This window comes from Bradyrhizobium sp. S3.7.6 (assembly GCF_054061875.1).
The window spans coordinates 6,209,667-6,222,344 of the sequence record NZ_JBSSEQ010000001.1 but is presented as its reverse complement, the minus strand read 5'-3'; the positions used below and the strand labels follow the sequence as shown (position 1 = coordinate 6,222,344).

Genomic DNA, 12,678 nt, shown 5'->3' with positions numbered 1-12,678 from the left:
CGGACAATATTCCGGAGCGATTGCGGCGTCAGTCCTCCCCTCGTGCCTTGCCGTCTTGACCGCGACCGCCAAAGGGGCGCGGCCGGCTTATTGCTGCCGGGCAAGCAAAGGCGGCTGCACCAAACCAGCGGGCTTGTGCGCCGTCAATCGGAAAATGGGCAAATTGACGCCGAGTCAAAAGCTTATGGCGGGGAGGGCGCGAATCCCTCAGCCGCCCGTGACGCTCATGTGCCTGGAGACGCTGGGGCGGTCGTGGCGGCGGTCGATGATGAAATCGTGGCCCTTGGGCTTCAGCCCGATGGCGAGGTCGATCGCATCCGCAAGCAGCATGTCGTCGTCAGATGCACGCAGGGGTTTGCGCAAATCTGAAGCATCCTCGTGGCCGAGGCAGGTGTGCAGCGTGCCCGTGCAGGTGATGCGCACCCGGTTGCAGGATTCGCAGAAATTATGGGTCATCGGCGTGATGAAGCCGAGCTTGCCGCCGGTCTCGGCAATGCTGACATAGCGCGCCGGCCCGCCGGTGCTCTCGGCCAGATCGGTCAACGTGAATTGCTGGGCGAGCCGCGCGCGCACCAGCGACAGCGGCAGGTACTGGTCGATACGGCCCGAGCCGATCTCGCCCATCGGCATGACTTCGATCAGCGTCAGGCCCATGCCCTTGCCGTGCGCCCAGCGCATCAGGTCGGGAAGCTCGTCCTCGTTGAGGTTCTTCAGCGCCACCGCGTTGATCTTCACGCCAAGCCCAGCGGCGCGCGCGGCTTCGATGCCCTCCAGCACCTTGTCGATCTCGCCCCAGCGGGTGATCTCGCGAAATTTCTTGGGATCGAGCGTGTCGAGCGAGACGTTGATGCGGCGGACGCCGCAATCGGCGAGCTCCCGGGCGTGTTTCGCAAGCTGGGTGCCGTTGGTGGTCAGGGTCAGCTCGCTCAGGGCGCCGCTCGAAAGGTGGCGGGACAGCGAGCGCACCAGCGTCATCACGTTGCGGCGGACCAGCGGCTCGCCACCGGTGAGCCGCAGCTTCTTCACGCCCTTGGCGATGAAGGCCGTGCAGAGCCGGTCGAGCTCTTCCAGCGTCAGCAGGTCCGCCTTGGGCAGGAACGTCATGTCTTCCGACATGCAATAGAAGCAGCGCAGATCGCAGCGGTCGGTGACGGATACGCGCAAATACGAGATGGTCCGCCCGAACGGATCGGTCATCGCGCTCGACAGCGCGTCGCGGGGGGTCGCTGCTGCGAGAGGGCTCGCGGAAGGTCCGTTCATACCAGATGCCTTGCCAAATGCCTTGTCACTTACGGCGACGGGCGCACCTTTGCTTCAGTGGTGCTCTGGAAGCAATCTAAGCATCGGACGCGGTTAGGACAATCGGGTGGTATACGTAATCAGCGCCTGGATCAGCGCTTTCCTGCGTTCGGATCGGGAAACGGCGAGGCCGCCACCGCAGCAGGTGCAGCATCCGCAGGGGCCGCAGCGGGTGCGGCATCCGCAGGTGCCGCGGCGGCTGCGGCCGGCTTCGGCTTCTTCGGCCGGTGCGGCTTCTTCACAGGCTTGGGCGGCACTGCCGGCTGGAGTTCCGCGAACACCGGATTCGGGTCGGTGGTGACCGAGGCGGGCGTGGTGAAATCCCCGGGATTCTTGATCACGTTCACCGGCACGCTGGCCGGCTGATATTTCGGCAGCGCGAAAGCGACGGCGAACGGCGCGTCGGGGGCGGGAACCGAGACGGAGCAGGGGGTCTTGCAACCCGCACCCAGCGAGGTCGTGGCGTCAGCTCCTGGAGGATTGGATTCCAGCCGGACCTGGACGGTCGGCGGCGCCGATTTGAACATGTCCCAAGACATCGAGGAGCAGCCACCAAGGCTCGCTCCCGCTAGCGCAATCGCGATGACACGACGCATGACCACCCACTTCTAACTGCGACGAACCGCCACATCCCCGGGCGAACCTACGAGCGTCGTTCCAAGCAAGCAACCGGCGCGCTGCGCATAGTTAATAGATGGTTAACGCAGGGTTCCGTAGAATATGGCAGTTATCTCAGAGGCTTGTGGTTCCTAGGCAGTCATCAGGCTGTGGGCCGCGGCCGGCAGGTCGCGCATGTGATGGATCAGCCGGTCCGGCTTCAGCTCGGCGATCGGCACGTCCGTATAGCCGAAGCTGACCCCGATCACGGGCACCCCGGCGCGCCGGGCCACGCCGACGTCGGTTCCGGCATCGCCGACCATGATGCTGGCTTTGACCGCCCCGCCGGCGCGCGCCACGGTCTCGCGGAAAATGGTCGGATCGGGCTTCTGGACGCCAAAGGTGTCCGCGCCGCAGATCGCGGCAAAGCGGCGGGTGAGGTCGAGCTGGTCCAAAAGCCGCTTCGACAGCCATTCCAGCTTGTTGGTGCAGACCGCCAGCCGGTGGCCCTGGGCGGCAAACTGGTCGAGCGCGGCCTCGAGCCCTTCGAACGGGCGGGATTCGACCGCGATATGGTCGGCGTAATAGGCGATGAAATCCGCCGTCATCCGGTCCATGTCCGCCGGCGTGACCATGCGGCCTTCGGCCTCCAGCCCCCGTTCGATCAGCTTGCGGGCGCCGGCGCCGATCATGTTGCGGGCCGAGGCCATCGGCACGGGCGGCAGCCCTTCGCGGTCGAGCACGAAATTCAGCGCGGTGATCAGGTCGGGCGCCGTATCCACAAGCGTGCCGTCGAGATCGAAGACGAGGGTGTAAGGGGAGGTCATGGTTCCAGCGCTATCGGGCCGGCCGGATCGGCGCAAGGGCCGAAGCCATAAGTTCACCTTATAAGATCGGCCCGGAGGCCTGTTCCGGCGGGAAAAACGAGGCTACATAGGCCGCCGCAAGCAACCTATCGGCGGCACACTCTAAAATTCAGGGGCGGGCGCATCGTGAACATGGACCAGTTGAAGCGGCAGGCTGCGGCGCGCGCCCTCGAGGAGGTGCGTGACGGCATGCAGCTCGGGCTCGGCACCGGCTCGACCGCCAAGCATTTCGTCGAGCTGCTCGGCGAGCGCGTGCAGGCCGGGTTGAAAGTGATCGGCGTACCGACCTCGGAGGCGACGCGCCTCGATGCGGAGCGCTGCGGTGTGAAGCTGACGACGCTGGACGAGATCGATCATCTCGACCTCACCGTCGACGGCGCCGACGAGATCGATCCCGACTTCAACCTGATCAAGGGCGGCGGCGGCGCGCTGCTGCGCGAGAAGATCGTGGCGGCCGCCTCGGATCGCATGATCGTGATTGCCGACGACAGCAAATGGGTGCCGACGCTCGGCCGCTTTCCGCTGCCGATCGAGGTCATCCCGTTCGGGCTCGGCGCGACGCGCCGCGCGATCGAGAAGGCATTTGCCGAATGCGGCGTTTCCGGGCAAATGGCGGTCCGCAAAGCCAAAGGCGGCGACAAGGATGGCCACGTTTTCGTCACCGATGGCGGCCACTGGATTCTCGATGCTCAGCTCGGACGCATCGTGGATCCGCCTGGCCTCGCCAAGGCGTTGAGCTCGATCCCCGGCGTGGTCGAGCATGGCTTGTTTATCGGCTTGGCCAGCTCGGCCGTTTTGGCGGGCGGCGAGGGAATTCGCGTGATTGAACGGCGTAAGCCGAAAGGAGACTAGGAATGAAGAGCGTATTGAGATTCTTGCCGGCCGCGACGCTTGCTGCTGGACTGGCCGTCTTGGCGGTCCCGGCGATCGCGCAGCAGGCCGCGCCGGCCCAGAAGGCTGCTCCCGCGCCGGCCCCGCCGAAAGCCTCGCCTGCGGCGATCGCGGCGGCCAAGGAAATCCTGCAGATCAAGAACGCCACCGCGATGTATCAGGGCGCCGTGCCTGGCATGGTCGAGAAGACCAAGATCACGCTGATCCAGCAGAATCTCAACTACCAGAAGGAGCTCAGCGAGGTCGCGCCGATCGTGGCCCAGCAGCTCAACGGCCGCCAGAACGAGATCGGCGAAGGCATGGCGCAGATCTATGCCAGCGAGTTCACCGAGCAGGAACTGAAGGACCTCGTCACCTTCTACAAGTCGCCGCTGGGCAAGAAGCTGATCGACGCCGAGCCGCGCGCCATCGGCCTCAGCATGGCCTTCATGAACTCCTGGGCCCAGAACTTCTCCGAGACCGTGATGGGTGCCTTCCGTGCCGAGATGCGCAAGCGTGGCAAGGAAATCTGACAGTACCTATCTGATCAGAAACCCCTGAAGCGCGTCATCGCGCTTTAGGCTGTTATTTGCGCATGATCCTATCGGAGAACCGCTGCACACTTCTCCGGATCATGCGCTGAAAGAAGAGGTCGGAGTGGACAATGGCTGAATTCGACGTCGACCTCTTTGTCATCGGCGGCGGCTCGGGCGGCGTGCGTGCCGCCCGCATCGCGGCCGGCCACGGTGCGCGTGTGATGATCGCGGAAGAGTACCGCATGGGCGGGACCTGCGTGATCCGCGGCTGCGTGCCGAAGAAGCTGTTCGTGATCGGCTCGCATGTCCGTCACGAGCTGGAAGATGCCGCCGGTTTCGGCTGGACCGTTCCGCCCGCGACCTTCGACTGGCCGACGCTGATCGCCAACAAGGACAAGGAGATCGCGCGGCTGGAAGCGGCCTACACGACGAATGTCGAGAAGTCGGGCGCGCAGGTCGTCAAGAGTCGCGCGGTGATCGAGGACAAGCACACCGTCCGCCTGCTCGAGAACGACCGGAAGATCACCGCAAAATACATCCTGATCGCCACCGGCGGCGCGCCCAACCACGGCGCCTCGATCCCCGGCATCGAGCACGTGATCTCCTCCAACGAGGCGTTCCATCTGAAGAAGCTGCCGAAGCGGATCGTGATCCAGGGCGGCGGCTATATCGCGCTGGAATTCGCCGGCATCTTCGCCGGCTACGGCTCCGACGTCACCGTGATCTATCGCGGTGACAACATCCTGCGCGGTTTCGACGAGGACGTTCGCGCCCACGTCCGCAGCGAGATGGAAAAACAGGGCATCACCATTCTCACCGGCTGCACGGTGGCGAAGGTCGATCGGCACGGCGAGGAATTTACCACGCATCTGTCGAACGGCTCGAGCCTCGCTTCCGACCAGGTGATGTTCGCGATCGGCCGCCATCCGTCGGTCGCCAATCTCGGCCTGGAGAAGGCCGGCGTCGCCATCAACCCCGAGAATGGCGGCATCGCGGTGGACCATTTCTCGAAGAGCTCGGTCGACAACATCTATGCGATCGGCGACGTCACCCACCGGCACAATCTGACGCCGGTTGCGATCCGCGAGGGGCATGCGTTTGCCGACACCGTGTTCGGCAAGCGCGAGGTGCAGGTCGATCATTCCTACATTCCGACCGCGGTGTTCTCGCAGCCGGAGGTCGGCACGGTCGGTCTGACGGAGACCGAGGCGCGTGCGCAATTCAGCCACGTCGACATCTACAAGACGACGTTCCGCCCGATCAAGGCGACGATGTCCGGCCGTGACACCCGCGTGCTGATGAAGCTCGTCGTCGATGGCTCGACCGACCGCGTGCTCGGCTGCCACATCGTCGGCGATTGCGCCGCCGAGGTCACCCAGGTGGTCGCGATCGCGGTGAAGATGAAGGCGACCAAAGCCGACTTCGACGCGACGATCGCGCTGCATCCGACCGCGGCCGAAGAGCTGGTCACCATGCGCACGCCGACGGCGCGGCATGTACGGCAGGCGGCGGAGTAGGACCGGCCTTTAGCGCGACCTCAAAGCACTGAGATCACGTCACGTCATCTCCGATATCTTGCCCTTGCCTTGGCAGGACTCGCATTTGACTGGATAGATCTTGCGACCCGGGTGCGTTGGCTCCTTGGATTTGGGAAAGCCGGTTCCATTGCACAGCGGGCAGGTATGTTCTTTGATCTTCGGGGGCATGCTAGATCCTTTCCGGCTGTGGTGGCGCAGCGGCCCCTGCAGGGGCCGCGTTGCCTTGTGGTCAATGGTTCAAGGCCGACCTAGCCTCCGGCGGGCTCATCCTCGGCGAAGGTCTGCTCGATGGCGGCGGGCATCTTCGCAACCGACATCAACGAACGTGCGACCTGATTGAGCAACTGGTCCGCGTTCTCTTCCTCCGCCAGATTCTTGGAAAGCAGCGCGACGACGGCGGTGTGACGCAACTGCTGCGCCAGGTTGCGGGCGGTCGCGTAGCCGGCAATCTCGTAGTGCTCGACACGCTGTGCCGCACCGATCAACGCGAGATCCGCAGCGGCATCGTCCTTCCTGGCGCCCTCCTTGATCACTTCGTCGCCTTCCTCGACAAGCCCCTGCATGCCCTTGCAAGCCTTGGCGCGCGGCTTCTTCCCAAGAAGTTCGAAGCACTCGTCGAGACGCTCGATCTGCGCTTCGGTTTCGGCCAGGTGAACGGTGAACAGCTCGGAGAGCTGGTCGTAGCGGGCAGCCTCGATCATCTGAGGCAATGCCTTGGTCAACTGCTTCTCCGCGTGCAGGAGATCCCGCAGCTGATCGATCAGCAGGTCGTCAAGGCCAACGGACGGTTCCGATGGCGAGCTTTCGGCAACGATGGAAGGCGCTGCGCCGGGATCGCCGCTCTGGAGTGCCGGTGATTCCATGAACACCCAGTCCTCGCCTTCATTCCAGGGACCTCTTGTGTCGATTTCTCCATTGTCGCCGGACCCTGTCGAATCGTTGAAGAACTGGTCCACGAGACCGGGCGTCGGAGCGATGCGGCCGATGCTGAACGTGGGCTTGTTCATGCTTTCCAGCGCGCGTGAGAACGCCTTCATGTGGGTGATTTCCCGTGTCATCAGGAATTGCAAGGCGTCCTTGGTACCGGCGTCATCACAGAAATTGATCAGGCGCTCATAGACGATCTTGGCCCGAGCTTCTGCGGCGATGTTGCTGCGCAGATCGACGTCGAGTTCTCCGGTGATCTTGAGATAGTCCGCCGTCCAGGCACTGCCTTGCGAGTTGAACAGATTGACACCGCCGCCTCCGGCAATCGCGATCAAGGGATCGGCTTCCGCCGCTTCGCGATCGAACTTCATGGGTTTCAAGTGCAGCCGCGCGAGCGATCCGACGACCTCAAGGTGGCTCAACTCCTCGGTTCCAATATCCATGAGGAGATCCTTACGGTCGGGATCCTCGCAGTTGAGACCCTGAATGGAATACTGCATGGCGGCCGCAAGCTCGCCGTTGGCGCCACCGAATTGCTCCAGCAGCATATTGCCGAACCGGGGATCGGGCTCGTCGACCCGGACTGTGAACATGAGCTTTTTGACGTGATGATACATGGAAAGACCTTTGACTACAGGAGATACCGGGGCCAACTGAGCGCTGTGTTGGACGTTCCTAATTCGGATCGTGCCGCGACCAGATGCTTCTCGGGAGAATCAGGTGGCTCAATGCAGCGTTTCCGCCGCGGCTTCGTCGACAGCGGCCATCAGGTCAGCCGTATCCGATTGCTGGATCATGTGACCCGCATTCGGGACGCGACGCATCTTGCTGTGCTTGATCTCGTCATGCAGCCTGCCGGACTGTTCGTCGATGTCGATGAGGCGGTCGTCCTCGCCGGCCAGGATGGTGACCGGCATGGCCAATTCGCCGTAAGTCTTCGCCGACAGCATCGCAGAAGGGACCATCAACGCCGCTTCCGCGGCACCCGCACGAAGCTGCGACGGACGCACCGCCAGTGATTTGGGGAAGCCGTCGAATTTTTCCGGGACGGATTTGGGCCCGAACAGCTGCCGCAGCATCGTCGGCCACATCAGGCGGCTGAGGATCGGCGAGATCGTGTGACTGAGGATGTCGCCAAACCCTGGTATCGCCGGCCCGGCCATCGCCATCATCGCGTCGGTGCGGGCCGTCGGGAAATAATAGCCCGACGCCAGTATCAAGGCTTCGACCAATGAGGGGTGCCTGCTTGCCAGGGCGATCGCAACCGATGCGCCCCAGGAATGTCCGAGCACGATCGCCTTGTCGACGCCAAGGTGCGCAAGCGCGTCTTTGAAAAGGTCGGCTTGGGCGGCCGGCGTCCACACCACGTTGCGCGGCCTCAGACTGTGCCCGAAGCCGGGACGGTCGAACACGATGACCCGATAGTCCTTGGCTGCAAGATCGATCAGGCCACTCGACTCGAAATCCTGGATCATGCTGCCATTGCCATGGAGCAGAACCAGCGGGCGTCCGGACCCGCGCTCGACATAGTGCAGCCGAACACCGTCGATGTCGATGAACCGCCCTTGGGGCGGATTATCACGCTGCGCCTTGTCGGCAAGGCGCCGATTGACGAACGCGGCCGCTGCGAGCAGGCCGGCCGTCGCGGCAATCGTGGAGGCCAAGGGATGTTCTGCGAGAGCATGAAGGGCCGTGGCCGCCAAAGATGGCGAACGTTTTTTCAGTATGCGCATGTGACACTTTCGCTGACTGCGGCCAGCTGTTGGAGAGTTTAAGGGACGCTTCCGCATTGACGCCCTTGGTCGCATCACGACCGCGATGGCGCCGGATTCTTGCTGGAGGAGATTTCCGTGCGTCGCGGGTGCGGTTCGGAGACCGGATCAGCACCATCGAGCAGGGATCGATTTCGCCTTCTTGGGACCCGGAACAGTGCTGGTCCGGACCTCCCGGCATGCGCATTCACGGATCATGTCGTGCAGACGCAACAGGAGGGACGGAGAGATGTTCCTAATCCAATCGATGCAGCCAGCAGTCGGAAAATGCCGTAGATCGGAGGTAAAGGCGTGGTTCCTCGGGGCCGCGCACTGGTGAATGTCATTTGCGACACCATATCCAGGATATCACCCGCACAGACATGACAGGCGCCGGTGACAGAGAGACGCTGCCGCGCTCCCGCCACAACCGGAGGCGCGCATTGAACGTTATCTCCTATCCCCTGCATCTCTGCCGCAAGTTCGATCGCCGCTGGAGCGCGAAAGCGGTTCAGGACGAGACACAGCAATCCCCGTCACAACGGCCCAACGGCTGTACCGCCTGCGGGCGAATAGTGGCGGCTCCCTTGCATGCGACCTACTTGCCCACCGGGAACTTCGTCAATCAGTGGCGGTGCCCTGTGTGCAAGAACTCCTGGCAGACCTCTGCCGATGCCACGAGCAGCACTGATATCCAATTGAGCCAGTCCGAGCATCTTCGGCAGAATGCCGGGCACTGCCTGACGCTGGAAGACACCGCTGCCAACGACGCGGCGCGCAAGCAGTTCAGGAGCATGGGCGATGCCTGGCTCGCTCTCGCGGAGACGCAGGAGTGGCTCGATGGCGCGACGCCGCCGGTCTCGCGACCGCAGCCGCAAAGCGCTGATTTGATTCCGATGCCAACGCAGGGGCGTTCGTCATGAATGAGAAGCGCAACCGCGTGCGTCAGGCGGATTCACTTGCCGAGCGTCTCGCAGCTGATGCACTGAGGCTGCGTGAAGAGGCCTCGCACCTTGAACCCGGCCCAGAGCGGGATGCGCTGCTGAGCAAGGCACACCGGAACAAGATGGCTGCCGATATCAACTCCTGTCTGACCGCTCCGGGACGCCGCTTGCCTGGATAGCCAGCGCAGATCTCGAGCCCGAGCTTTCACCGTTTGCCAATAGTAACGAACCACCAAGGGTCCGATTGAGACCCATGGACGATTTGGCGTGGGCAGCACTGCCGGGTCTGACGCAGGCAAACGGTCACCTTTCCCCGGAATGCAAGGACCAGATGACATGGATCGAGACAAGAGCGGCCGCATCGTTGAGACTGCGCTCGAAGCGCGCCAAGGCGAGCTCGGTCCCAGCGTGTTGATGCTGCTGGGTGTGAGTGTGGGACTTGCAGTCATCCTCATGGTGATGACGTGGATGATATTCTTCAGAACCTGAGCGTGAAGGAGATGTCAAAGCGCGAGACGTAGGAACTAAAGCTCTGATGGGGGCTTGGATCACTCCTTAGACACTGGAGACCATCATGAAGCGCCCATCGTTTATCGTTTGCATTTCTTTATTCGCGGCGGCCACCGCCTTCGCAGCTGCTCCGGCCTCGGCACAAAATCCACCGGCGCAGTCCGGACCGAACAACAGCGCGGTCAACAGCGCGGGGCAAAACAACTCCGACGCTCCTGTCGCAGGTCGCAACAGTTTCACCGAAGGACAAGCCAAGTCGAAGATCGAGGATGCCGGCTACGCCAACGTCACCGAACTGAAGAAGGACGACAACGGTGTTTGGCGCGGCCATGCCAGCAAGGGTGGATCTGCCACCGCGGTCAGCGTCGACTTTCAAGGCAACGTCAATTCGGCCAAGTAAGCCATTAAGCAAATAAGAAGGACACACAATGACCGTTACAATTTCTCGTCTTTACGACAACTACAGCACTGGGCAGCAGGCGGTTCAGCGTCTCGAAGCTGCCGGCGTGCCGCATTCGGACATCAGCATCGTCGCCAATAATTCGGACAGCTGGTTCAACACCGACAAGAAGGTAGACCGTGACCGCGATGGCGTCGACGACCGCGCCGAAGGTGCCGGCAAGGGCGCCGGCATCGGTGCGGGCGTGGGTGGCACTGCCGGCCTTCTCGCCGGTCTCGGCCTTCTCGCAATCCCCGGCCTCGGACCCGTCGTTGCAGCCGGTTGGCTCGCCGCCACCGCGGTCGGCGCGGCCGCCGGAGCCGCCACCGGCGGTGTCGTCGGAGCGATGACTGAGGCCGGCATTTCGCGGGAAGATGCGGACTCCTACGCCGAGGGCGTGCGTCGGGGAGGCACGCTGGTGTCGGCGCGGGTCGCAGATGCCGATCGATCCCGCCTTGACGCGGTCCTGAACGAGTCGTCCGTCAATTTGCGTGACCGCAGCGCGGCCTGGCAGAAGACCGGATGGAAGTCGTTCGATCCCGCCAGCAAGCCCTACGGCGCGGACGAAGTTCGCAAGGAGCGGCAGCTCTATAGTGGATCAGTGCGCTAAAGTTCATGCGCCAAATGAGATCGCGACGGCCCGCTTCGGCGGGTCGTCTTTTTTGCGCGGCTACGCGTACAGATACCCGACCGGCTTGCCCTCGGTGCGCAGGGGACGGATGTCCTTCTGCGTGATGATCTGGCCGGCGAGGCCGTCGATCTCGTCGCGCTGCGTCGGCGTCCAGCCGCGAAGCTCGTTCATGCCCTTCAGCAGGCCGAGCCTGAGGACCTGGGTGTTTTCGCCGAGGCCGACAAGGCTGATCGAGCCCTTGCCTGCCGTCACCACATCGCCGGCGGAGAGTTCAAATGCCTCGCCGGACCTTTTCTTGAACTCGGCTGTGCCGCGAATGACGCGATAGATCACGACCTCGCCCTTGGCGAAACAGGTCGGGTCCGCGGCGATCGACGTGCTCTTGGGCAGCAGCGACTGGCCGGGTGGGTCGGTTGCGATGATGTGGCCGGTGACGAGATGGCCGCTCGGCACTTCGATGCCGATGTCGCGCACGTACACCGGCAAGGCCGATTTGATCGGACCGTCGACGAGTGGCTTGAACAGCGCGTCCAGCGCGAGGGGATCCTGAAGCCAGAAGCCCGCGTCGGCCGGCCGGTTGTGCAGCGGGTGGCTCCAGGCCACGCGCGGCGTCTCGGCCTCGTTGATCTGGTCCGGACCGACGATCGTCGGGTTCGGAAAGGTCGTCGGATCGGTCACGAAGGCTTCGAGGAATTTGCCAGAGTAGCCCATCGAGATCGGATCGGGTACCACGGACTGCGGCGTCTTCAGGTTTTCTTCGGTCGACAGTCCCGACCAAGTGTAGAACAGCTGGCGGTGGACGATCGCGCTTTGCAACATCACCGCACCGGGGCCGACATTGTAGAAGCGCCCGTCGTAGTCGAAGGTGAAGGCGCCCGAGGTGACCAGCACGAGCTGAAAGCCGCCTGGCGGAAGATGAAGATGGAAATCGGTGGGGCCGGTGTCCGGGCGGTAGATCGGGAGGTTCGTCGCGACTTCGTGCAGGAGGAAGGTTTCGTTGTTGGCGTGGAAGCCCTCGTTCGCGCGGTTGTAGAGGGCTTGCGGCCGGTACGTCGCTTCGAACCTGGCGTTCCTGTCGCGATCGATCGCCACGAAATCCTGAGCGTTGAGGCGCAGTGGCGCGCCGTTCGGATGGGTGAGGCCGGTAAATTTGAGATCGCCGGCGGCATGCACGTTCATGGCACTCTCCGATCTTTGCCGCTCATCCGGTCTCCGGGCGCACGCATCTTGCTGCGCCAATTCGTGGGAGCAGGGAATCAGGCCTGACGCTGCCTTGCGAATTCTGGGCCAGTCGGGATGCAGCACGATGCGCGGGCTCGGCGGCTCCGCACGGCGCGATGAAAAATCGAGATTGCACCTGAGGTTAGACGGCAGGTCAGGCTGCCTTGCCTGGGCCACATCGCCGAGCCCGCAACCCCGGCGACGGGGTGCGTCTTGTCTAATTTGTCGGCAAGCCCTGGTGCGATCGTGCAGCCGCGCAGGTCGCGTCGATCAGCAAAGGCCGGCGGCCGGGCATGCGCAACCGCTCATTCGAACGGCTGACGTGTGATCCGCTCGGGCTTGCCGATGGGGCTGTCCGCCCACTTCGCCATGTCCACCGTTCGCGCGTCGATGCCTTCGCACCAGAGGCAGCTGAGCTCCGCGCGGCCCTTGGCCGAAAGCAGCGGTACAAGTCCGTGGCCGCAGCCAGCGCAAGACGTGACGCGATTCACGCGTTCCTCCACGATCACCGAATTCAGGAGCGACATTGTCGTTCGCCAAGCTTGCGCG

At 63.4% G+C, this 12,678-nt stretch carries 15 protein-coding genes; 8 read left to right on the top strand and 7 right to left on the bottom strand.

Going from position 1 to position 12,678, the window contains the following annotated elements; translation table 11 throughout:
• Positions 1 to 207 precede the first annotated feature (207 nt).
• The 3 genes from moaA to ACVJ5M_RS30770 form a co-directional block, all read right to left on the bottom strand.
• Positions 208 to 1,260, bottom strand: a complete 1,053-nt coding sequence (gene moaA, locus ACVJ5M_RS30780) for a GTP 3',8-cyclase MoaA (RefSeq protein WP_231144576.1) — start codon at positions 1,258 to 1,260, stop codon at positions 208 to 210.
• Positions 1,261 to 1,391: 131 nt separating this feature from the next.
• Positions 1,392 to 1,895 carry a hypothetical protein gene (locus ACVJ5M_RS30775; RefSeq protein WP_063984023.1) on the bottom strand — a complete coding sequence of 168 codons (504 nt, stop codon included), beginning with the start codon at positions 1,893 to 1,895 and terminating at the stop codon, positions 1,392 to 1,394.
• 153 nt (positions 1,896 to 2,048) lie between these two features.
• The gene (locus ACVJ5M_RS30770; protein ID WP_063984022.1) at positions 2,049 to 2,723 is read right to left on the bottom strand and encodes an HAD-IA family hydrolase; all 675 of its coding nucleotides are present in this window, start codon (positions 2,721 to 2,723) and stop codon (positions 2,049 to 2,051) included.
• Positions 2,724 to 2,888: 165 nt separating this feature from the next.
• On the opposite strand from ACVJ5M_RS30770, the gene rpiA reads away from it, so the two are divergent.
• From rpiA to gor, 3 genes are all read left to right on the top strand, one after another.
• Positions 2,889 to 3,614 carry a ribose-5-phosphate isomerase RpiA gene (gene rpiA, locus ACVJ5M_RS30765; protein ID WP_028146742.1) on the top strand — a complete coding sequence of 242 codons (726 nt, stop codon included), beginning with the start codon at positions 2,889 to 2,891 and terminating at the stop codon, positions 3,612 to 3,614.
• Between the two features lie 2 nt (positions 3,615 to 3,616).
• Positions 3,617 to 4,165, top strand: coding sequence for a DUF2059 domain-containing protein (locus ACVJ5M_RS30760; RefSeq protein ID WP_063984021.1), 549 nt, complete (start codon positions 3,617 to 3,619; stop codon positions 4,163 to 4,165).
• 131 nt (positions 4,166 to 4,296) lie between these two features.
• Complete coding sequence (gor, locus tag ACVJ5M_RS30755) at positions 4,297 to 5,685, top strand: glutathione-disulfide reductase (protein WP_063984020.1); 1,389 nt, start codon at positions 4,297 to 4,299, stop codon at positions 5,683 to 5,685.
• A 269-nt stretch (positions 5,686 to 5,954) separates the two neighbouring features.
• On the opposite strand, the gene ACVJ5M_RS30750 is transcribed toward gor, so the two are convergent.
• Positions 5,955 to 7,250 carry a DUF892 family protein gene (locus ACVJ5M_RS30750; protein ID WP_063984019.1) on the bottom strand — a complete coding sequence of 432 codons (1,296 nt, stop codon included), beginning with the start codon at positions 7,248 to 7,250 and terminating at the stop codon, positions 5,955 to 5,957.
• Between the two features lie 108 nt (positions 7,251 to 7,358).
• Positions 7,359 to 8,366, bottom strand: a complete 1,008-nt coding sequence (locus tag ACVJ5M_RS30745; RefSeq protein WP_063984018.1) for an alpha/beta fold hydrolase — start codon at positions 8,364 to 8,366, stop codon at positions 7,359 to 7,361.
• A gap of 401 nt (positions 8,367 to 8,767) precedes the next feature.
• Between ACVJ5M_RS30745 and ACVJ5M_RS30740 the strand changes: the two genes are divergently transcribed.
• The 5 genes from ACVJ5M_RS30740 (at position 8,768) to ACVJ5M_RS30720 (ending at position 10,887) form a co-directional block, all read left to right on the top strand.
• A complete protein-coding gene (locus ACVJ5M_RS30740; RefSeq protein WP_208086100.1) occupies positions 8,768 to 9,307 on the top strand; it encodes a hypothetical protein in 540 nt (179 codons plus the stop codon).
• Positions 9,304 to 9,507, top strand: coding sequence for a hypothetical protein (locus tag ACVJ5M_RS30735; RefSeq protein ID WP_063984017.1), 204 nt, complete (start codon positions 9,304 to 9,306; stop codon positions 9,505 to 9,507). Before ACVJ5M_RS30740 ends, ACVJ5M_RS30735 begins: the two co-directional genes overlap by 4 nt.
• Before the next feature lie 157 nt (positions 9,508 to 9,664).
• The gene (locus ACVJ5M_RS30730) at positions 9,665 to 9,817 is read left to right on the top strand and encodes a hypothetical protein (protein ID WP_187387736.1); all 153 of its coding nucleotides are present in this window, start codon (positions 9,665 to 9,667) and stop codon (positions 9,815 to 9,817) included.
• Positions 9,818 to 9,902: 85 nt separating this feature from the next.
• Positions 9,903 to 10,238 (top strand): hypothetical protein, encoded by a 336-nt coding sequence (locus tag ACVJ5M_RS30725; protein WP_063984016.1) that lies wholly within the window; start codon positions 9,903 to 9,905, stop codon positions 10,236 to 10,238.
• A gap of 28 nt (positions 10,239 to 10,266) precedes the next feature.
• Positions 10,267 to 10,887, top strand: coding sequence for a hypothetical protein (locus tag ACVJ5M_RS30720; RefSeq protein WP_063984015.1), 621 nt, complete (start codon positions 10,267 to 10,269; stop codon positions 10,885 to 10,887).
• 60 nt (positions 10,888 to 10,947) lie between these two features.
• On the opposite strand, the gene ACVJ5M_RS30715 is transcribed toward ACVJ5M_RS30720, so the two are convergent.
• Both ACVJ5M_RS30715 and ACVJ5M_RS30710 read right to left on the bottom strand, forming a co-directional pair.
• The gene (locus ACVJ5M_RS30715; protein ID WP_456679556.1) at positions 10,948 to 12,087 is read right to left on the bottom strand and encodes a hypothetical protein; all 1,140 of its coding nucleotides are present in this window, start codon (positions 12,085 to 12,087) and stop codon (positions 10,948 to 10,950) included.
• 347 nt (positions 12,088 to 12,434) lie between these two features.
• A complete protein-coding gene (locus ACVJ5M_RS30710; protein WP_175618061.1) occupies positions 12,435 to 12,656 on the bottom strand; it encodes a hypothetical protein in 222 nt (73 codons plus the stop codon).
• Between the last annotated feature and the right edge of the window lie 22 nt (positions 12,657 to 12,678).

Coding starts and splice junctions, on each gene's coding strand:
- ACVJ5M_RS30760 (WP_063984021.1), top strand. CDS start 3,617: ATGAAGAGCGTATTGAGATTCTTGCCGGCCGCGACGCTTGCTGCTGGA.
- ACVJ5M_RS30735 (WP_063984017.1), top strand. CDS start 9,304: ATGAATGAGAAGCGCAACCGCGTGCGTCAGGCGGATTCACTTGCCGAG.
- ACVJ5M_RS30720 (WP_063984015.1), top strand. CDS start 10,267: ATGACCGTTACAATTTCTCGTCTTTACGACAACTACAGCACTGGGCAG.
- ACVJ5M_RS30725 (WP_063984016.1), top strand. CDS start 9,903: ATGAAGCGCCCATCGTTTATCGTTTGCATTTCTTTATTCGCGGCGGCC.
- ACVJ5M_RS30740 (WP_208086100.1), top strand. CDS start 8,768: ATGACAGGCGCCGGTGACAGAGAGACGCTGCCGCGCTCCCGCCACAAC.
- ACVJ5M_RS30770 (WP_063984022.1), bottom strand. CDS start 2,723: ATGACCTCCCCTTACACCCTCGTCTTCGATCTCGACGGCACGCTTGTG.
- ACVJ5M_RS30715 (WP_456679556.1), bottom strand. CDS start 12,087: ATGAACGTGCATGCCGCCGGCGATCTCAAATTTACCGGCCTCACCCAT.
- ACVJ5M_RS30745 (WP_063984018.1), bottom strand. CDS start 8,366: ATGCGCATACTGAAAAAACGTTCGCCATCTTTGGCGGCCACGGCCCTT.
- ACVJ5M_RS30750 (WP_063984019.1), bottom strand. CDS start 7,250: ATGTATCATCACGTCAAAAAGCTCATGTTCACAGTCCGGGTCGACGAG.
- moaA (WP_231144576.1), bottom strand. CDS start 1,260: ATGAACGGACCTTCCGCGAGCCCTCTCGCAGCAGCGACCCCCCGCGAC.
- ACVJ5M_RS30730 (WP_187387736.1), top strand. CDS start 9,665: ATGGATCGAGACAAGAGCGGCCGCATCGTTGAGACTGCGCTCGAAGCG.
- ACVJ5M_RS30775 (WP_063984023.1), bottom strand. CDS start 1,895: ATGCGTCGTGTCATCGCGATTGCGCTAGCGGGAGCGAGCCTTGGTGGC.
- ACVJ5M_RS30710 (WP_175618061.1), bottom strand. CDS start 12,656: ATGTCGCTCCTGAATTCGGTGATCGTGGAGGAACGCGTGAATCGCGTC.
- gor (WP_063984020.1), top strand. CDS start 4,297: ATGGCTGAATTCGACGTCGACCTCTTTGTCATCGGCGGCGGCTCGGGC.